Here is a 19,651-nt window from a genome sequence, read left to right on the forward strand (position 1 = left end):
CGCGGCGGGGCCGGACGGGCGGCGATGTCAGCGGATCGTGAACCGGACCGCGTGCTCCAGAAAGGGGATGTCGAGCCATGGCTTGGGCTGCGCCACAAGTGCGAGCATCACGATCAGGACGCCCAGGAGCCCGTACGTCACCAGGTCCGTGAAGCGGGAACGGACCGCGAGCATGCCCACCGAGGGGACGACGCAGCGCAGCACGGCGCCCCCGACGAGGGCAGCGCCGATCAGTATCGTGCCGATCCGGAAGGCCTCGGCGAAGGGGTTCAGGGCGACGATCAGCAGTCCGACCCCGGCCGTGCAGAGCACGGCCAGCAGCGGCCACTGACGGGCCGGGGCCGGCGCGTCCCCGGAGGCGGCCCGGCCGCCGCCCTCGGGGCGGGCGGTGTCCCGGGTGAACGACGGGAACCGCCGCGACCGGCGCGGGGCACCATCGGGCGCGGGGGCGGAGACGGCGTCGTCCGGGCCCCGGTCCGAGCCGTTGCCGTCGGAGCCCTCGCCCTCGGCTCCGCTGTCCGGCTCGCCGCCGCCGGAGCCGCGCGCACCGCCGTCGAAGTCGCCGCCCGCGCCGGCATCCGCGCCGGAACCGGGTGCCGAGCCCGCATCGGCGCCGGAAGCCGGGCCCGCGTCCGCGCCGGGACCGTCCTCCGGCCCGGTTCCCGAGTCGCCGCCCCGCCGCACGTCCGCACCCCGGGCCGGCCGGGCACCGTCGCCCGATGCCGCCCCGCCGGAGGCCTCCACCGCAGTCACTCCCTCACCCGGCGGCGTCGGAATCGTCCGGTCCGCCGCGGCGGCCGGATCGGCCGGACTCGTACCAGGACTCGTACCAGCACCCATGGGGTTCCTTCCGGATCAGGTCAGCATCAGGTCAGCCGGCGGAGCCGGAAGACGCGGCAGCCGCATCGCGCTCGGCCGCCTCGACCACGTTGACGAGCAGCTGGGCGCGGGTCATCGGGCCCACACCGCCCGGGTTCGGGGAGATCCACGCGGCGACGTCGGCCACACCGGGGTGCACATCGCCGACGATCTTGCCGTGCTCGTCCCGGCTGACGCCGACGTCGAGCACGGCCGCGCCCGGCTTCACGTCCTCGGGCTTGATGATGTGCGGTACACCCGCAGCGGCGACGATGATGTCGGCCTGCTTGAGCTGGGCGGAGAGGTCACGCGTACCGGTGTGGCACTGGGTGACGGTGGCGTTCTCGGACTTACGGGTCAGCAGCAGCGGGATCGAGCGGCCGATGGTGACACCGCGGCCGACGACCACGACGTGCGCTCCGTTGATCTCCACACCATGGTGGCGGAGCAGCTGGACGACGCCCTGCGGGGTGCACGGCAGCGGACCCGTCTCGTTCAGTACGAGGCGGCCGAGGTTCATCGGGTGCAGACCATCGGCGTCCTTGGCCGGATCCATCAGTTCCAGGACACGGTTGGTGTCGATGCCCTTGGGAAGGGGAAGCTGCACGATGTAACCCGTGCAGTCGGGGTTCGCGTTGAGCTCCCGTACGACGTCCTCGATCTCCTCCTGGGTGGCGGTGTCGGGGAGTTCGCGCTGGATGGAGCCGATGCCGACCTGCGCGCAGTCGCGGTGCTTGCCGTTCACGTACCACCGGCTGCCCGGGTCGTCCCCGACGAGCAGGGTTCCCAGGCCAGGGGTGATGCCCTGCGCCTTGAGGGCCGCCACGCGGACGGTCAGATCGGACTTGATCGCGGCTGCGGTGGTCTTGCCATCGAGAATCTGGGCAGTCATGGTTCCCATCCTCGCGGATGACCCCGCCCGCATACCAATTCTGGGTGTCGCCGGTGGCCATCAGATTGCGCTTGCACAACACATACGGCTACTGACTGGACAAAAAGCTGATGTCAAGACCACGATGAGCCGCGCAGCACCGCGGGCAGTGTCGGGGGGACAGGCCGTTCTGATTGCGCACCATTCCTCCGCGCGGACCGCGTCGTCCCCGCACATTTTGCAACGGAGGAATTTCGCCATGAGCAACGGCGACCCGAACAACCCCTATGGCCAGCCGCAGGGCGGGCAGCCGGGCTACGGCTACCCCCAGCAGGCCCCGCAGGGCGTGCCGCAGCAGGGTTACGGCTACCCGCAGGCCCCGCCGGTGCAGGGCGGCTATGGCTTCCCCGGTGTGCCCACCGAGATGCCGGGCGGCGTGAAGGCGGCCCGGGTCATGCTCTACGTGATCACTGGCCTGCAGGTCATCGGCGCGGTCATCTTCGCGATCGCCGCTGCGGCCGTGCAGGCCGCCAAGAACGACGCGACGCTCAAGGACGACGTTCAGTTCCAGCAGCTTGCCGACTACTCCGGCAATGCCCTGTGGGGCGTCGTGGCCTTCGCAGTGCTGTGGGGCGTCCTTGCCGTATTCCTGGCCGTGAAGTTCGGCAAGGGGACCAATGGCATCCGCATCACGGCGATCATCTTCGGTGCGATCACCGCGATTCTCGGTATCTACCCGTTCGTCATCTTCGGTCTCGTCCACACGGTTCTCGCCGTGCTGATCATCGTCTTCGTCGCGAGGGCCGACGGCAACGCCTGGTTCAACCGCCAGCAGCAGCCGCAGTACTGATCCGGCCGCGGGCCTGTCGGCCCGCCCTCGCAGCACCGCGGGCAGTGTCGGGGGGACAGGTCGTTCTGATCATGCACCATTCCTCCGCGCGGACCGCGTCGTCCCCGCACATTTTGCAACGGAGGAATTTCGCCATGAGCAACGGCGACCCGAACAACCCCTATGGCCAGCCGCAGGGCGGGCAGCCGGGCTACGGCTACCCCCAGCAGGCCCCGCAGGGCGTGCCGCAGCAGGGTTACGGCTACCCGCAGGCCCCGCCCGTCCAGCCCGGTTACGGCTTCCCGGGCGCACCGGTCGAGATGCCGGGAGGCGTGAAGGCAGCACGGGTGATGCTGTGGGTGGTTGCCGCCTTCCAGATCATCGCCGCCATCATCGCGTTCGCGGGCATGAGCGCCGTCTCCGACGCGGTCGACAATGCCGGCACCACGGCGGCTGACACCCAGACGATCGAGAACTTCGGCAAGGGCATCCTGGCGTTCATCGCCGTGCTCGCCCTGATCTTCGCCGGACTCTCCATCGCGCTGGCGCTCAAGATGAAGTCCGGCGGCAACGCCACCCGCGTCTGCACCATCGTCTACGGCGCGTTCATCTGCCTCGGTGGCATCTTCCAGCTGCCGCTGGGCATCGTCACCATCGCGCTCGGCGTTCTGATCATCGTCTTCGTGGCGAAGTCGGACGGCGCCGCCTGGTTCCAGCGCCCGCGCGCCTGAGCCGAGCGACCGCTGCGGTCGACTCGGCGCACAGTGGCACATGGCCGAAGGCCGTAACCCGCGTGGGTTACGGCCTTCGGCCATTTCTGCGCCCCCGACCGGCGCCCCGGGTCGTACGGGCCCCGCCGGACAGTTCGGACCGCCGACCTGACCCGCGCCGCACGCGCCTCTTCGCCGGGGCAGCGCAAGGGGCGCCGCCCGGAGACCTGCTCCGGGAGACGCCCTCGGCGTTCGGACCGCTCAGTGGAAGAAGTGCCGCGTACCCGTGAAGTACATCGTCACGCCCGCCTTCCTCGCGGCCTCGACGACCAGCTCGTCACGGACCGAACCGCCGGGCTGGGCCACGGCCTTGATGCCGGCCGCGGTAAGGATCTCCAGGCCGTCCGGGAACGGGAAGAACGCGTCCGAGGCGGCGTACGCGCCGCGCGCCCGCTCCTCGCCCGCCCGCTCGACGGCGAGCTTCGCGGAGTCGACGCGGTTGACCTGGCCCATTCCGACGCCGACCGAGGCACCGCCCTTGGCGAGCAGGATGGCGTTGGACTTGACCGCGCGGCAGGCCTTCCAGGCGAAGGCGAGCTCGGCGAGCTCGTCCGCGGAGAGCGCCTCACCGGTGGCGAGGGTCCAGTTGGCCGGGTTGTCGCCGTCGGCCTGGAGCCGGTCGGTGACCTGAAGCAGCGCGCCGCCGTCGATCGGCTTGACCTCGACCTCGGAGCTCGGGGCGTCGGGGCAGCGCAGCACGCGGATGTTCTTCTTGCGGGTGAGGATCTCGACCGCGCCGTCCTCGTACGCCGGGGCGACGATGACCTCGGTGAAGATCTCCGCGACCTGCTCGGCCATGGCGACGGTCACCGGACGGTTGACGGCGATGACGCCGCCGAAGGCCGACAGCGGGTCGCAGGCGTGCGCGTTGCGGTGCGCCTCGGCGACGTCGTCGGCGATCGCGATGCCGCACGGGTTCGCGTGCTTGATGATCGCGACGCACGGCTCGGCGTGGTCGTACGCGGCCCGGCGCGCGGCGTCGGTGTCCGTGTAGTTGTTGTACGACATCTCCTTGCCGTGCAGCTGCTCCGCCTCGGCCAGGCCGCCGGAGCCGGAGGTGTAGAGCGCGGCGGGCTGGTGCGGGTTCTCGCCGTACCGCAGGACGTTGCTGCGCCCGTACGTCGTACCGAAGAAGTCGGGGAAGCCCGAGTCGTCGGCGGCGGCGTAGTCGTCCGCGAACCAGGAGGCGACGGCCACGTCGTACGCGGCGGTGTGCTGGAACGCCTCGGCGGCCAGCCGCTTGCGCGTGGTCAGGTCGAAGCCACCCGCCTCGACCGCGGCAAGCACGTCGGCGTACCGCTCGGGGCTGGTGACGACGGCCACGGACGGGTGGTTCTTGGCGGCGGCGCGGACCATCGACGGGCCGCCGATGTCGATCTGCTCCACGCACTCGTCGGCGGAGGCACCGGAAGCGACGGTCTCCTTGAACGGGTACAGGTTGACGACGACGAGGTCGAAGGGCTCGACACCCAGCTCGGCGAGCTGCTCGCGGTGGGCGTCCAGGCGCAGGTCGGCGAGGATGCCGGCGTGGACGCGCGGGTGCAGCGTCTTCACGCGGCCGTCGAGGCACTCGGGGAAGCCGGTGAGCTCCTCGACCTTGGTGACCGGCACACCGGCAGCGGCGATTTTCCCGGCGGTCGAACCGGTGGAGACGAGTTCGACGCCCGCCTCGTGCAGACCGCGGGCGAGGTCTTCGAGCCCCGTCTTGTCGTAGACACTGACCAGGGCGCGGCGGATGGGCTTATTCACCGACATGACCGAGATGAACCTTTCGTCCCTCAATGCGATAGCCGTTACGGGCGAGCCGCCCCACGACCTCGACGAGCAGCTTGCGCTCGACTTCCTTGATGCGTTCGTGGAGAGCGGCTTCGCCCTCCGGCGTGTCCTCTTCGGTCACTTCGACCACGCCCTGCGCGATGATCGGACCGGTGTCGACACCGTCGTCGACGAAGTGGACGGTGCACCCGGTGACCTTCGCGCCGTACGCGAGGGCGTCACGCACCCCGTGGGCACCGGGAAAGCTGGGGAGCAGGGCGGGGTGGGTGTTGACGAACCGGCCGCCGAACTCGGCGAGGAACCGCTTGCCCACGATCTTCATGAAGCCCGCGGACACCACGAGGTCCGGGCGGTGCGCTGCGGTGGCCGCGGCGAGCGCCGCGTCCCACTCCTCGCGGGTGCCGTAGTCCTTGACCTTGCAGACGAAGGTCGGCAGCCCGGCGAGCTCCGCCCGTTCCAGACCGACGATGTTGTCGCGGTCGGCACCGACCGCGACGACCTGGGCTCCGAAACCCGCAGGGTCGTCACCGATCGCGTCGAGCAGGGCTTGGAGGTTCGTACCCGAGCCGGAGACCAGCACGACCAGGCGGGCCGGGGCGGCGGAGGAGGGCGGGGAGGCCACGGCTGGGCCCTTTCTCGCGTGGTGAAGCCTCGCGTGGTGAAGCAGAGCGACGCTATTTGTACGGTCGTACGAAAGAATCGCTCCCCTCAATACGGGGAACTCTACGAAGGAGTCGACCGTCAGCAACGATACCGGCACATCGGGGGACCCCCACGGGACGGGGGTGAGGGGCCGGACCGAAGAGAGGAAGGGCGTCCGGGCGGAAGGCGCGGGCCACCGCCGCGCTCCCAGCTTTCGGCCCCTGACAGCCGGGAGGTAGCGTCAGGGGACAGCGAACCGTCCGCAGGGCGGAAATGACGAGATGGGGAAGACGTTCACCACATGCCGGACCGACGCCGCCGCACCGCCTTCCGCCTCCCGCTGCCCGAGCGGTCCTCAGTGCTGCTGAGGGAACGCCGGCCCCCCACGGGCCCCTCCTCTTCCCCGGACAAGGACGACAACCCGTTCGCCGCACCGCCGGAGAACCGCCCCGACCAGCCGTGGCAACCCCGCCACCCGTCGAACGGCGGGACCGACGGAGACGGCAACGGGAGCGGAAACGGCGACGGGGCACCCGAGGACGGCTCCTCCGACGACCGCCCCGTCTGGGGCAGTCAGTGGAGCAGCCACCAGCCGGGACGCCAGAGCGGCGGCTTCGGTGGCCGTCCCGGTGGCCAGGGCGGACCGAACGGCCCGGGTGGCCAGGGCGGACCCGAGAACACCCCCGGCGGACTGCGCTGGGACCCGACCGACCCCGCCCAGCGCCGCGCCCGCTACGCGCTGCTCTCCGGCATGTGGGCCTTCTTCTTCGCGATCTTCGATTTCCCGGAGATCGCCCTGCTGCTCGGCGCGCTGGCCGTGTACTGGTCGATCAGCTCACTGCGCGCCAAGCCCAGGAGCGCGACGGCGACGGGCAGCGCGGCCGGCGGCGCCGCCGGTTCCTCCGGTACGGGCTCCGCTCCGGCAGGCGCCCCGGCCTCCGGACCCGCTGCGCCGTACGCGCAGAACCAGGGCAGGCCGCAGACGACGGCCGCGGTCAGCGGGCTCGTCACGGCGCTGCTGGCACTGTCGATCGTCGCGATGACGTTCACGGTGCAGCTGGTCTACCGCGACTACTACACCTGCGTGAACGACGCGCTCACCAAGTCCGGGCAGCTGGCCTGCAACGATCTCCTGCCGAAGCCGCTGGAACCGTTCTTCGGCGTCAAGAAGTAGCGCTTTCTCCCGGCCCACTCGTCGGCCCGGCCTCCGGAGGCCGGGCCGACGGCGTTTCCGGCTCCGTGAGGAGCGGGACCCAAGGGGGATCCTCAACCGCTCGCCCCTGCCACGGATCGGTCGGCAGGAAGTCGTACGCGTCCCGGCCCGCGTGTTCCTCGTCGCGGGACGCGGAGGTGTGTGCGGGGGTGGGTACGGAGGCGTACGCAGGCGCGGTCGCGGACGGCTGTACGGTGCCTGCTCCAGCCGCAGGTCCGGTTCCGGACTCCGTGCCGGCGGCCGCGCCCTCGCCCCCGGGCCCGCGCCGCAGGCGCCACCACCGGCGCCGCTCCTCGCTCGGCCGCCCGGGCGCCTCCGCATCGGCCACCCCAGGTGTCACGGGGTTCACCGCTTTCTCCATCGCCTCGGCGCGCTCCCCCTCACTGCCGGGCTCCCGCAGCCGCCACGCCCTCAGCAGCAGCGCCCCCGGCACACCGAGCAGTGCCGTCCACGCCACCGCCGCCGCCCCGGTCAGCCACCACACGGGGCCGAACTCCGCCAGGGCCCCGGTCCCCAGCGGACCGCCCGCCGCCGCGGTCAGCACCGCCGTACACACGCCGCATCCCAGCGCAGCCAGGGCAGCCGTCAGCGCGGTCCCCCGCAGGCCCCATGCCGGCTCCCCCACGCCACGGGCAGGCGCTGCCCTCCGCACCGTGAACCAGGCGATCGTCACCCCGGCCGCGACCGGTACCGCCGCGGCCGCCCAGTTCGGAGCCGTTCCGGTCCCGTGGGCGGGGACCGCCGCCAGCAGCGGGAAGTTCGGCAGGGCCGGCCGCCCGGTGAAGGCGAGCGGGGTGACCGTGGACGCCGTACCGAGGGCGAATCCCGGCCCCATCCCGTACGCGGCACCCCACACCGCCGCGTCCGGCACGAGCACCAGCGCCAGCAGCAGGACCGCGGCCCGGCCCGCCCAGTCGCCGGAGAGCCCCAGGAACGAGTCCCGCACCGGCTGCTCATGCCACACCAGGGCCACCGCGACGAGCAGCGCCCCGCCACCCAGCAGCACCGCCGTCCCGGCCACCGCCGACCGGAGCACCGCGTCCGCCCGCTCCACGAACCGGGACCGTGCCAGCGCCTCGCGCACCCGCGCCGGCGCCCAGGCGGACGGCGGCCCGATCGGGCGCCCGGCCGCTGCCCACACCCCGGCGGCTGCTCCACCCCCCACCACGAGGGCCATCGGGTACAGGAGCGAGCCCGGCTGCGCGAACATCGGTCCGCCCTTCGCGTAGAGGGCGACCGCCACCGCGACCAGCAGGTATCCGGCCGTCACCAGGCAGAAGGCGCTCCCGCCCGACGGCGGTGTGCGCCCCTCGTCCGGCTCCATCACGTCGCGGGCGGCCCGGTGCACCAGCCACACCAGCACCCCGGTGAGCAGCAGCGGGACGATGCCGACGGGGGCGGGGGCGCCGCTGAGGGTGTCGGTCCTGACGAGTGCCGCGCCGTGCGCCAGCAGCCAGATCCCGGCCGCCGCGTGGAGGGCCCCGCCGGGGCCGCTGTCGGAGGCCGGGGAGCTGATCCACACCACCAGGGCGAGGACGGTGAGCGAGCCGAGTCCGAGCCCCGCGGCAAGCACCCCCCGAACAAAGGCGGATGCCAGTACGGCGGTCCTTCCCTGCTCTGCCGAGAACGACGGGGTGCGTTCGGTCATGTGGATCACATCGCCATGCTCCCAACGACACGCACTTAATCCATGTAACGGGCGATTAGCCGCTGTGTCGCCCAATATACGGTTATGTACATTTTCATCCCGTGGAGGCCTGCCGGGGGTTCCTCATGACTCAGAGCACCACCGACACGGCCGACTCCTCCCCCCTGCCCTCCCCCGAGGAGCGGCGCCGGCTGCGTGAGGCGCAGTCACTGAGTGAGGAGCAGGTCGCTGCGGCCATGGGCGTCACCCCGGCCACCGTCCGGGCCTGGGAGTCGGGCCGCACCAGCCCTCGGGGGCGGAAGCGTGAGGCGTACGCGAAGCTGATCGGCTCGGCCGGTACGGGCGGCACCGGGGCGCGGGGCGCCTCGGAAAGCACCCCTCCGGGCGCCCACGGCAAGCGGGCCGACCTGACGAAGCCGTCGTCGTCCCCGGCGCCGGCAGCGACACCGGAAGGAACGTCAGCGGGAACGGCGGAAACGGCACGGGCGGACGAGCCGCCGACCACCGACCGGCCGGACGCCCCCGTACCCGCCCTCACACCCGCGGAGGCATTCGACGCCCTGTACGTGAAGAACGCCGCCGCCCTTTTCCGCCAGACGTTCCTGCTGACCGGGCGCCGGAGCCTCTCCAGGGAGGCCGTCGAGCGGGCCTTCGAGCAGGCCTGGCAGCGCTGGCCCGAGGTCGCGGTGGACCGGGACCCCGCGGGCTGGGTACGGGCAGCCGCATACGAGTACGCCGTGTCGCCCTGGCACCGGCTGCGCCGGGCGCACCGCCACCCCGACCCGCCACCCGCCGCCCCCGGCGCGCGGGCCCTGCTCGACGCACTGCTCGACCTGCCGCCGTCCTACCGTCGCACCCTGCTGCTCTACGACGGTGTCGGCCTGGACCTGCCGGAGACCGCCGCGGAAACGGAGGCAAGCACACCGGCGGCTGCGAGCCGGCTGATGAACGCGCGTGCCGCGGTGGCGGAGCAGGTGCCCGAGCTGGCGGAACCCTCATCGCCCACCGGACAGTCGGCGCTGCTGCACGAGCAACTGGGCGCGCTCGCCCTCACTCAGCCGGTGGCCGCGATGCCCGCGGCCCGTGCGATCCGTGACGGCAGTGAGCACAAGGCCAGACTCTGGACGCGGGCAGCCCTCGCCCTGACGGCCCTGATCGTCGGGATCGCGCTGATCACCACGGTGACGTCTCCGGTGCGGTACGGGAATCCGCCCGCCGAGCAGGTCGGCGGTGCGTCTCCCCGCAGCGGCCCCCAGAAGCTGACCCCACAGGACCTGAAGCTGCAGAAGAAGCTCCGCGAAGAGCTCGTCCGTGGCCCGGCGCGACTGGTACCGGAGCTGAGGTGACCTCCGGCGCGCTCCGGCCTGCGCACAGGAAACGGCGCGGGCCCGTACCCCCGGAGGAGGGGTACGGGCCCGCGCCGTCTGTGCGGAGGCAGTCCCGCGAAGAGGTGATCAGGCGCCGAGGATCTCGCGCGCCAGCTTGGCGGTCTCGGTCGGCGTCTTGCCGACCTTGACGCCGGCGGCCTCGAGGGCCTCCTTCTTCGCCTGGGCGGTGCCGGAGGAGCCGGAGACGATGGCGCCCGCGTGGCCCATGGTCTTGCCCTCGGGGGCGGTGAAGCCCGCGACGTAACCGACGACCGGCTTGGTGACGTTCTTCGCGATGAAGTCCGCCGCACGCTCCTCGGCGTCGCCGCCGATCTCGCCGATCATGACGATCAGGTCGGTCTCGGGGTCGGCCTCGAACGCCGCGAGGGCGTCGATGTGCGTCGTACCGATGATCGGGTCGCCACCGATGCCGACGGCGGACGAGAAGCCGATGTCACGGAGCTCGTACATCATCTGGTAGGTCAGCGTGCCGGACTTCGACACGAGACCGATGCGGCCGGGCTTGGTGATGTCGCCCGGGATGATGCCGGCGTTGGACTGGCCGGGGGTGATCAGGCCGGGGCAGTTCGGGCCGATGATCCGGGTCTTGTTGCCCTTCGAACCGGCGTACGCCCAGAAGGCGGCCGAGTCGTGGACGGCGATGCCCTCGGTGATCACGACGGCGAGGGGGATCTCGGCGTCGATCGCCTCGACGACGGCGGCCTTCGCGAAGGCCGGCGGCACGAAGAGGACGGACACGTCGGCGCCGGTCTTCTCCATCGCCTCGGCGACGGAGCCGAAGACGGGAACCTCGGCGCCGTCGAAGTCGACGGTCGTGCCGGCCTTGCGCGGGTTCACGCCGCCGACGATGTTGGTGCCATCGGCCAGCATGAGCTTGGTGTGCTTCATGCCGGTCGCACCGGTCATCCCCTGGACGATGACCTTGCTGTCCTTGGTGAGGAAGATAGCCATGGTGTTGGAGTCCCTCGTCCCTTACTTCGCAGCCGCGGCGAGCTCGGCGGCCTTGTCGGCCGCGCCGTCCATGGTGTCCACACGCTGCACCAGCGGGTGGTTGGCGTCGGAAAGGATCCTGCGACCCAGCTCCGCGTTGTTGCCGTCGAGGCGCACGACCAGCGGCTTGGTGACCTCTTCGCCCTTGCTCTTGAGCAGCGCAAGAGCCTGGACGATGCCGTTGGCGACCTCGTCGCACGCGGTGATGCCACCGAAGACGTTGACGAAGACGGACTTGACGTCCGGGTCGCCGAGGATGATCTCCAGGCCGTTCGCCATGACCTCTGCGGAGGCGCCGCCACCGATGTCGAGGAAGTTGGCGGGCTTCACGTTGCCGTGGTTCTCACCGGCGTACGCGACGACGTCCAGGGTCGACATGACCAGACCGGCACCGTTACCGATGATGCCGACCTCGCCGTCGAGCTTGACGTAGTTGAGGTTCTTGGCCTTGGCGGCAGCCTCGAGCGGGTTGGCTGCGTCCTTGTCCTCGAGGGCCTCGTGGCCGGGCTGACGGAAGTCGGCGTTCTCGTCGAGAGACACCTTGCCGTCCAGCGCCAGGACGTCGCCGGAGGCGACCTTGGCGAGCGGGTTGACCTCGACGAGGAGCGCGTCCTCGGCGACGAACGTCTCCCACAGCGTCACCATGACCTCGGCGACCTTCTCGGCAACCTCGGCCGGGAACTTCGCCTGGGCGACGATCTCGCGGGCCTTCTCGATCGTGACACCGGTGTTGGAGTCGACCGGGACCTTCGCGAGGGCCTCGGGGGTCTTCTCCGCGACCTCCTCGATGTCCATGCCGCCCTGCACCGAGGCCATGGCCAGGAAGGTGCGGTTGGTGCGGTCGAGGAGGTACGAGACGTAGTACTCCTCAAGGATCTCCGGCGCGGTCTCGGCGATCATCACCTTGTGGACCGTGTGGCCCTTGATGTCCATGCCGAGAATGTCGGTCGCCCGGGCGACCGCCTCGTCGGGGGTGGCGGCCAGCTTGACGCCGCCGGCCTTGCCGCGGCCGCCGACCTTCACCTGCGCCTTGACGACAGACTTGCCGCCCAGCCGCTCGGTCGCCTCGCGGGCTGCCTCAGGCGTGTCAATGACTTCACCGGCCAGCACCGGTACACCGTGCTTGGCGAAGAGGTCCCTCGCCTGGTACTCGAACAGGTCCACGCGCGTCCGTCCCTTTTCAGTGGTCTCGCGGTTCGTTTTCAGCGTGGGCGTGCCGCGAGGGGCAACGTGACTGCTCGGTCACAAGGAAGGCGCACACGGTTACCGAGTACGCGGCATGTCCATCTCGCAGGTTATCCCCGAGCTCCGCAGGACCCTAAATCGCAGATCACACCTGGGCGGTGATTACGGTCACAGATCGTGCTGGCGGCCGGGTCGCAGTGGACAGAACAGCCCGGGCCGCGCCGGTGGAGCGAGGGGCGGCCCGCGGCCGGGCGGTGCCCACGGTCGGGACGCGGTGGTCCTGACACGGCGGGGAACCGCCCGGCCACGGGCCGGGAACTGCACTCGGCGTTCCGAGGGGTCTCAGATCCCCGGGGTCGGGTACTCCGGAGCGGTGAAGGCGGCCACCGCATCGCGCAGACAGGCGGGAGCGATCGAGTCCAGACCCGCCACTCCGTACACCGCGTGCTCGACGGCCGGACGGGCGTCGCCGCCCGCCGTGCCGACGAGACCGGCCGTGAACGGCTGCACCTGTGCCCCGACACCCTGCGCCAGCGGCTTCACCTGGGCCGTGACGCCCTGGGCGAACGGGGTGACCGCGTTCCCGGTCAGTCCCTGGGCGAGCGGCTGCACCTCGGCGACGACTCCCCCGGCGAACGGCTGGACCGCACCGGTCACCCCGTCGGCCAGCGGTCCGACCTCGGCCGTGACGCCGTACACGAAGGGCAGGGCGTCCTGCTCGACGACACCGTGGGCGAACGGCGAGACCTCGGAGACCACCCCCTGGACGAGGGTGCCGACATCCCCGAGCGCCTGGTCGACGACCGGCAGCACCGCGGAGACGGCGTCGACGACGACCGGCGGGAGCACGGAGTCGGAGGTCTGTCCGACAACCGGTCCGGCCTGCGCGACAGCGCCGTGGGCGGTGCTCTGTGCCGTGGTCACGGCGCCGGGGGCGGTGTTCTGCACGTAGCCGGGGATCTGCTCGATCGGACCGAAGAGGTAGTCGATCGGGGCGTCGGGCGCGGTCGGGATGTCGTACGTGGGGACGCCGTACGAGGAGACGTCGAACCCGGGAACGTCGTAGCCGGGGAGGCCCTGCGGGTCCTGCGTCCCATACGCACCGGACAGGCCGTCCTGCACGCCCTGCGCGTCCGCGCCGCCGGTGGCGCGGTCGACGGTGCCCGTGACCGTGCCGGTGGCGCCGGCGACCTTCCCCTTGAGGCCGGTCACCTGCCCGGCCTGCCCGGTGGCCTTGGAGACCGTGTCCCCGACAGCTGCCTTCGCCTCACCGGCCGTCGTCCGCACGGTGTCCTCGAGGCCCTCGACCCCGTCGACCCCATTGATCACGTCGGCCGCGTCGTCCGCGTGGTCGGGAGTGGACAGCGGGACGGAGACGGGCAGCTCGTCCGCGCTGGCTGCGGCGGTGCCGAGGGCCCACATCCCGGTGGCCGTGGCGGCGACAGCTATGGAACGGCGGATGTTCTTGTGCATGTGTGTCAGATCCTTCGAATACGTTTCGACGGTCCGGAGTCGTCCGGACAGCGGGCAGACCTGTTCCGCCCCCGCGCGGCAGGTCGAGGCGGGGGAACGGCCTGCCCTAGCCGGGGAATTCGACGATCTCGCCGGATCTGTCACGCATCGGGGCGGCGGTGGCCGGAAGACCGGCACCGCGTACGAGCCCGAAGGAAGCACCGCCCGCGAACGGGACGGCGTGCTGGTCGCCGCCGCGCGGCACATGCGTCACGGCGGTGGCGGGGCCGCCGAAGCCGCCACAGGGGTCGAGCGGCACCTGCCCGGGCGCCGGCCGGTACTGCGGCACGGCGCCCCGTCGCTCCGTTCCCTTCGCAGCCACGCCGCTCAGCAGGACGGCGAAGCCCCGGCCCGGATCGGCCGCAACGGTGTACGCGCCGGCAGGACGAGACGCGGGTGCGGAGGGGCGTGGGGCACTGCCTTCGGCAGAGCCGTGGGCGGGCGGCCCGATGGGGGGATGGGGAGGCAGCAGTCCTGTCGGCAGTGCCAACGGGTCCGGGAGCAGCCCGGCAGCCTGGCCGAGAGCCGGGCCGACGGCCTTTCCGACCAGTCGGCCGACCGGCCGGCCGAGGTCCTGGACCGTGGCCCGCGCCGCCCCGGCGACCGGCCGGAGGCCGGGAACGGCGTCGGGGCCCGCGGTGGCCGCAGAGGGAGCCGGTGGAGCAGTGGCGGTGGTGGCGGCCGCAGGCACGGCGAGCCTTGCGGCGGCCCGCGACCCCTCCGGCCGGGCAGCCGGAACGCGTGTCGCGACCGCGGCCGAGGCCTCGGTGGCGTCCGTGGCCGATTCGGCGTCCGGAACCGCTGTACGGTCGGCCATCGCATCGGACCCCCGTGCAACCGCCTTCTCCACGACGGCATGTGACGGAACGGGCACCTGCTCCGCGTGCGCCTCGGCCCCGAAGAGGACGCCGAGCGCCAGCAGTCCGCCCAGGAACAGCACCACCTGCAGCGTGCGTCGGCCGACCGGCCCACGCGCCGGGCGCGGGTCGGCGCCTGAACGTACAGCTGCTGTGGTCACGTCGGAGTGAGCCCTCCCAGAATGGCGCGGACTGCGGAACACAGTCCTCCGCGGGCGACGGGACGATGCTTGCACGACCCTCCCGGGTTGACGCAAGCCCCTTGTTACTGATGGGTCTCCTTGTCCGGTATGGGCAGTGGCCTCTTCTCCAGTGCCGCGGCCATCACCTCCGGAAAGAGGTCCGGGGTGCACGCGAATGCCGGTGCTCCGAGCGCGCCGAGCGCCGCCGCGTGCTCGCGGTCGTAGGCGGGCGCGCCCTCGTCGGACAGGGCGAGCAGCGTCACGAACTGCACGCCGGACGCCTTCATCGCGGCCACCCGCTTCAGCATTTCGTTGCGGATGCCGCCTTCGTAGAGGTCGCTGATGAGGACCACGACGGTGTCGGCGGGCCGGGTGATCTGGGACTGGCAGTAGGCGAGCGCCCGGTTGATGTCCGTGCCGCCGCCGAGCTGGGTGCCGAAGAGGACGTCGACGGGGTCGTCGAGCTGCTCGGTGAGGTCGACGACAGCCGTGTCGAAGACGACGAGCCTGGTCCGCAACGTACGCATGGAGGCGAGCACCGCGCCGAAGACGGAGGCGTAGACGACGGAGGCGGCCATCGACCCCGACTGGTCGATGCAGAGGATGACGTCCTTCTTCACCGCCTGCGCGGCGCGTCCGTAGCCGATGAGCCGCTCGGGGACGACCGTGCCGGCCCCGTCCCCGCCGGGAAGCAGGAGGTAGTTCTTGAGGTTGGCCCGGATGGTGCGGTCCCAGTCGATGTCGTGGTGACGCGGCCGGTTGATCTTCGCCGAGCGGTCGAGCGCGCCGGTCAGCGTGGCCCGGGTGCGAGTGGCGAGCCGCTTCTCCAGGTCGTCGACCACCTTGCGTACGACGGCTCGTGCCGTCTCCTTCGTCGTCTCGGGCATCGCCTTGTTGAGCGAGAGCAGTGTTCCGACCAGGTGGACGTCCGCCTCGACGGCCTCCAGCATCTCCGGCTCCAGCAGCAGCGCGGAGAGACCGAGCCGGTCGATCGCGTCGCGCTGCATGACCTGGACGACGGAGCTGGGGAAGTACGTGCGGATGTCGCCGAGCCAGCGGGCGACGGATGGGGCGGAGGCGCCGAGTCCGGCCGAGCGCTCGCTCCCGCCGCGGCTGCCGGGCCTGCCCCCGCCGCCGTACAGCGCGTTCAGCGCACCGTCCATCGCGGCGTCCTGTCCGGTCAGGGTGCACCCGGTGGACTCGGCGCTGTCCGCGCCCAGCACCATGCGCCACCGCCGGAGCCGTTCGTCGTCCGCCGCACCCCGCCCGGCGGCTCCCGGCCGCTCCGTGTCCGTGCCGGATTCCGTGACCGTCGTCATCCTGTTGCCCCCAGCGGTTCCATGGCGTTCTCGGCACCCTCGGCACCCTCGGCGTCCAGTCCCAGCAGCAGCCGCAGCACCGGCACCACCGCGTCCGCCCGCGCCTCGTCGAGGCCCGGGCCGAAGCCGGGCGCCGCCGTCCCGGCGACAGTCGCGGCCGGTGCCCCGGCGGCCGGACCGCGTCGTACGAGCTCGCCGAGCGTGCGCCGTACGCCTGCTTCGTACGCCGAGAAGGTGCGGCGCAGCAGCGGGAGCACATCGGTGAACGTGTCGGCGGGGACACCGGCCAGCCAGGCGTCGACCAGGCCGAGCAGCCGCTCGTCGTGGACAAGGAGCATGCCGCCCCCGTCGGCCCCGCCGACAAACCCCTCGATCCAGGCCGCCGCGTCGGCCGGGGGTGTGCCGGGCGAGAGGGCGAGGCCCATCAGCCGTGCCGCGTCGTCCTCTTCGAGCCGCCCGTCGTCGAGGAGCAGCCGCGTCGAACGGCCCCGGATGACGCCCGCGACCGTGTCCCGGGCGGCCAGCTTGTGCAGCACGGCGGCCCAGCGCTCGCGGAGTCCGCCGGCCGGCACGGTTCCGGCGAGCAGCCCGATCGCGGTGTGGACGCCGTCCACCTTGCGACGCAGTTCGGCGGCTCCGTCGGCGTCCAGCCCGGTGCAGGCGGGCGGCAGTCCGACACAGATCCGCTCGGCGAGCCCGGCCGCGACCTCGCCGAGCGCCGCGGTGTCCGTGGACCGCACATCCCCGTACCGCAAGGTGCGGGCGAGGGCGGGCAGGGCGTCGGCAAGGTGGCCGACGTCCACGTCGAGCGCGGCGCGGTCGGCGAGGGCCCGCATCACCACGGGCAGTGCCTCGGGCAGTTCGGCAAGGAGACAGCGCTCGGCGAGCGCGGTGACCTCGGCGAGGGCGGTCGCCGAGACCGCCTGGGCCCCGGCCTTGGCCGTCGCTGCGGAGAGCACGGTGGTGCCCCAGGTGCCGGCCTCCGCGACCTGTACGTACAGCTCGGGTTCCCAGCGCAGCCGCCAGCTCTCCCGGAAGGTGCCGGTGCTCCCCCGCCCGGTGGCCGGTTCGCCCCAGCCGACGGCGAGGATCCGCAGCCGATGGAGCAGCCGGCTGCGGGCCGCGTCGGTGTCCTTGCGCAGGTCGAGCTCCAACTCCCGCTCCAGCGCTTCCGGTTTGAGACGGAGCGTGCGCTGCTGTCGGGTGAGGTCCCTCTGCAGGGGCACGGCAGGGGCGGTGTCCGGCACTTCGCCGAGTGTCTCGCCGACGATCAGCCGGTCCCGGACGAGCGCGAGCGGCACATCGGAGCCTTCGCACATCACGGCCCGGATCGCATCGATCGTCTCGCTCAGCCCTGCCAGCGGGCGGCCGCGCAGGGCGGCGAGGGTCTCGGCGAGCCGGACGGCCTCGATGACATGGGCGGACGACACGAACCGGTCCTCGTCGCGCAGGAGTCCGGCAACCTTCGTCATCCACCGCTCGATCGGGCGGTCGGCGGCCCCGAAGAGGTGTCCGTACCAGCCGGGCGAGTCGATGCCCGCCCCGTATCCGCTGTGCCGGGCGAGCCGCCGATGCGACCAAGGCACCCAGGTCAGCTCGGCCTTGAGCTTGGGCAGCCCCTTGAGCAGGGCCCTGTCGGCGGCGAGTGTGGTCCTCGTGCCGAGCGCGGGCACATGCCAGGCACCGCAGACGACCGCGATGTCGTCACCGAACTCCTTCACCGCCTTGCGGAGTTGGATGCGCATGTACGCCTCGCGGACGGCGTCCCGGGGATGCCCGCCGTCCCCGTACACATCACGCAGGGCCGTCATCGCCTCGGCGAGCGCGGCGAACGCTGCCCGTGGGTCGACGGCCTCACCGCCCTGGGTGCGGTGTTCGACGACGTCCTCCCACCATCGCTCCGGGTCGTCGTATCCCGCTGTCCCGGCCAGTACGCCGATGGGGTCGATCGGGGCATGCCCGGGTGAGCATCCCGGAGCCGGCTCCCCGGCTACGCCCCCGTCCGTACCCCCGGTCCCGTCCGCTTCCCCGCCCCCGTCCCTGCCCGGTTCGCGTTCCGCTGCCTGTGTCATGGCCAGGGAGTTCGCCGCGGGCAGGTCGATGAAGCGGACCGGCACGTCGTGCGCCAGCGCCCAGCGGATCGCGACCCACTCGGGCGAGAAGGCGGCCAGCGGCCAGAACGCCGCCTGCCCCGGGTCGTCCACGGCATGGGCGAGCAGCGCGACCGGCGGTCGCATCCGCTCGTCGGCCGCCAGCGGCAGCAGTGCGTCACCCTCGGGAGGCCCCTCGATGAGCACCGCCTGCGGGCGGGTGGCTTCCAACGCCGCACGGACGGCTCGGGCCGAGCCCGGCCCGTGGTGCCGCACCCCCAGCAGCAGCGGTCCGACGGGACGCGCGGCCCGGGTCATGCGGATACCTCGCGGCAGGCGCGGTAGAAGTCCTTCCAGCCGTCCCGCTCCCGGACCACGGTCTCCAGGTACTCCTGCCAGACCACCCGGTCCGCCGCCGGGTCCCGGACGACCGCGCCGAGGATGCCGGCCGCGACATCGCCGGGGCGCAGCACTCCGTCGCCGAAGTGGGCAGCGAGCGCCAGGCCGTTGGTGACGACGGAGATGGCCTCGGCCGTGGACAGCGTGCCCGACGGGGACTTGAGCTTGGTGCGTCCGTCCGTCGTGATGCCGTCGCGCAGTTCGCGGAAGACCGTGACCACCCGTCGGATCTCGGCCATGCCGTCGGGTGCGGCCGGAAGGTCGAGCGAGCGCCCCATCTGGTCGACGCGCCGGGACACGATGTCGACCTCGGCGTCGGGCGTGGCGGGCAGCGGCAGCACGACCGTGTTGAACCGCCGGCGCAGCGCGCTGGACAGCTCGTTGACCCCGCGGTCGCGGTCGTTGGCGGTGGCGATGACGTTGAAACCGCGGACCGCCTGGACCTCCTGGCCCAGCTCCGGAACGGGGAGCGTCTTCTCCGACAGGATCGTGATGAGCGAGTCCTGCACATCGGCGGGGATGCGGGTGAGCTCCTCGATCCGCGCGGTCATGCCCTCGGACATGGCACGCATCAGCGGGCTGGGCACCAGTGCGTCGCGGCTGGGGCCGTGCGCCAGCAGCTGCGCGTAGTTCCACCCGTAGCGGACGGCTTCCTCGGGTGTGCCCGCCGTGCCCTGGACGAGCAGCGTCGAGTCGCCGCTGACAGCGGCCGCGAGGTGCTCGGAGACCCAGGTCTTGGCGGTGCCGGGAACACCGAGGAGCAGCAGGGCCCGGTCGGTGGCGAGTGTGGTCACGGCGACCTCGACGAGGCGGCGCGGGCCGACGTACTTGGGTGTGATCACCGTGCCGTCGGGCAGGGTGCCGCCGAGCAGGTAGGTGGCGACCGCCCACGGAGACAGCTGCCAACGGGCGGGCCGCGGGCGGTCGTCGGCTGCGGCAAGGGCCTTCAGCTCATGGGCGAAGGCGTCCTCGGCGTGCGGTCGCAGGGCCTGTACGCCGACGGCGGCGGTGGTTTCGGACACGGTCATGGATCCCCCTCCAGATCGGTCGACCTGATGTGGTTCCCACCGTGCACCATGCCACTGACAATCGGCCCCGACCGCAGGTCAGGGCCGATTCAGC

16 protein-coding genes are annotated in these 19,651 nt (G+C 72.1%); 4 read left to right on the forward strand and 12 right to left on the reverse strand.

Translation table 11 applies throughout. From position 1 onward, the window contains the following. Positions 1 to 27: 27 nt before the first annotated feature. Together OG972_RS16750 and OG972_RS16755 are read right to left on the reverse strand one after the other, a co-directional pair. Complete coding sequence (locus OG972_RS16750) at positions 28 to 840, reverse strand: DUF3017 domain-containing protein (protein ID WP_266982399.1); 813 nt, start codon at positions 838 to 840, stop codon at positions 28 to 30. Positions 841 to 871: 31 nt separating this feature from the next. Beyond that, entirely contained in the window at positions 872 to 1,750 is an 879-nt protein-coding gene (locus OG972_RS16755; protein WP_266982401.1) for a bifunctional methylenetetrahydrofolate dehydrogenase/methenyltetrahydrofolate cyclohydrolase, read from the reverse strand. A 238-nt stretch (positions 1,751 to 1,988) separates the two neighbouring features. Here OG972_RS16755 and OG972_RS16760 point away from each other — a divergent pair, with 238 nt between their 5' ends. Continuing rightward, on the forward strand, positions 1,989 to 2,579 hold the full coding sequence (locus OG972_RS16760) for a hypothetical protein (RefSeq protein WP_266982403.1): 591 nt from the start codon (positions 1,989 to 1,991) through the stop codon (positions 2,577 to 2,579). A gap of 134 nt (positions 2,580 to 2,713) precedes the next feature. Continuing rightward, positions 2,714 to 3,289, forward strand: a complete 576-nt coding sequence (locus OG972_RS16765; protein WP_266982405.1) for a hypothetical protein — start codon at positions 2,714 to 2,716, stop codon at positions 3,287 to 3,289. A 240-nt stretch (positions 3,290 to 3,529) separates the two neighbouring features. Here the strand turns inward: OG972_RS16765 and purH are convergent, their stop codons facing one another. Both purH and purN read right to left on the reverse strand, forming a co-directional pair. Continuing rightward, positions 3,530 to 5,083: a bifunctional phosphoribosylaminoimidazolecarboxamide formyltransferase/IMP cyclohydrolase gene (gene purH, locus OG972_RS16770; protein WP_266982407.1), complete on the reverse strand. Its 1,554-nt coding sequence runs from the start codon at positions 5,081 to 5,083 to the stop codon at positions 3,530 to 3,532. After that, on the reverse strand, positions 5,070 to 5,726 hold the full coding sequence (gene purN / locus OG972_RS16775; RefSeq protein WP_266982409.1) for a phosphoribosylglycinamide formyltransferase: 657 nt from the start codon (positions 5,724 to 5,726) through the stop codon (positions 5,070 to 5,072). The genes purH and purN overlap by 14 nt, the downstream gene beginning before the upstream one ends. A gap of 321 nt (positions 5,727 to 6,047) precedes the next feature. Here purN and OG972_RS16780 point away from each other — a divergent pair, with 321 nt between their 5' ends. Beyond that, complete coding sequence (locus OG972_RS16780) at positions 6,048 to 6,920, forward strand: hypothetical protein (RefSeq protein ID WP_266982411.1); 873 nt, start codon at positions 6,048 to 6,050, stop codon at positions 6,918 to 6,920. On the opposite strand, the gene OG972_RS16785 is transcribed toward OG972_RS16780, so the two are convergent. Continuing rightward, positions 6,910 to 8,607, reverse strand: a complete 1,698-nt coding sequence (locus OG972_RS16785) for a DUF6350 family protein (RefSeq protein WP_266982413.1) — start codon at positions 8,605 to 8,607, stop codon at positions 6,910 to 6,912. The two genes, OG972_RS16780 and OG972_RS16785, sit on opposite strands and share 11 nt — an antisense overlap. A gap of 125 nt (positions 8,608 to 8,732) precedes the next feature. Here OG972_RS16785 and OG972_RS16790 point away from each other — a divergent pair, with 125 nt between their 5' ends. Beyond that, a complete protein-coding gene (locus tag OG972_RS16790; protein ID WP_266982415.1) occupies positions 8,733 to 9,953 on the forward strand; it encodes a helix-turn-helix domain-containing protein in 1,221 nt (406 codons plus the stop codon). Between the two features lie 108 nt (positions 9,954 to 10,061). Here the strand turns inward: OG972_RS16790 and sucD are convergent, their stop codons facing one another. The 7 genes from sucD to OG972_RS16825 form a co-directional block, all read right to left on the reverse strand. Further along, positions 10,062 to 10,946 (reverse strand): succinate--CoA ligase subunit alpha, encoded by an 885-nt coding sequence (gene sucD, locus OG972_RS16795; RefSeq protein ID WP_266982417.1) that lies wholly within the window; start codon positions 10,944 to 10,946, stop codon positions 10,062 to 10,064. A gap of 21 nt (positions 10,947 to 10,967) precedes the next feature. Then, a complete protein-coding gene (gene sucC, locus OG972_RS16800; RefSeq protein ID WP_266982419.1) occupies positions 10,968 to 12,149 on the reverse strand; it encodes an ADP-forming succinate--CoA ligase subunit beta in 1,182 nt (393 codons plus the stop codon). A gap of 363 nt (positions 12,150 to 12,512) precedes the next feature. Next, positions 12,513 to 13,643, reverse strand: coding sequence for a hypothetical protein (locus OG972_RS16805; protein ID WP_266982421.1), 1,131 nt, complete (start codon positions 13,641 to 13,643; stop codon positions 12,513 to 12,515). 106 nt (positions 13,644 to 13,749) lie between these two features. Beyond that, positions 13,750 to 14,700, reverse strand: a complete 951-nt coding sequence (locus OG972_RS16810) for a hypothetical protein (protein ID WP_266982423.1) — start codon at positions 14,698 to 14,700, stop codon at positions 13,750 to 13,752. Positions 14,701 to 14,804: 104 nt separating this feature from the next. Beyond that, positions 14,805 to 15,947, reverse strand: a complete 1,143-nt coding sequence (locus tag OG972_RS16815; RefSeq protein WP_266990537.1) for a VWA domain-containing protein — start codon at positions 15,945 to 15,947, stop codon at positions 14,805 to 14,807. An 89-nt stretch (positions 15,948 to 16,036) separates the two neighbouring features. Continuing rightward, positions 16,037 to 18,448, reverse strand: a complete 2,412-nt coding sequence (locus OG972_RS16820) for a DUF5682 family protein (RefSeq protein WP_266982425.1) — start codon at positions 18,446 to 18,448, stop codon at positions 16,037 to 16,039. Then, positions 18,445 to 19,557, reverse strand: coding sequence for an AAA family ATPase (locus OG972_RS16825; RefSeq protein ID WP_266982427.1), 1,113 nt, complete (start codon positions 19,555 to 19,557; stop codon positions 18,445 to 18,447). The genes OG972_RS16820 and OG972_RS16825 overlap by 4 nt, the downstream gene beginning before the upstream one ends. Between the last annotated feature and the right edge of the window lie 94 nt (positions 19,558 to 19,651).

It is taken from the genome of Streptomyces sp. NBC_01669 (genome assembly GCF_026339735.1).
Classification (GTDB): domain Bacteria; phylum Actinomycetota; class Actinomycetes; order Streptomycetales; family Streptomycetaceae; genus Streptomyces; species Streptomyces yanii.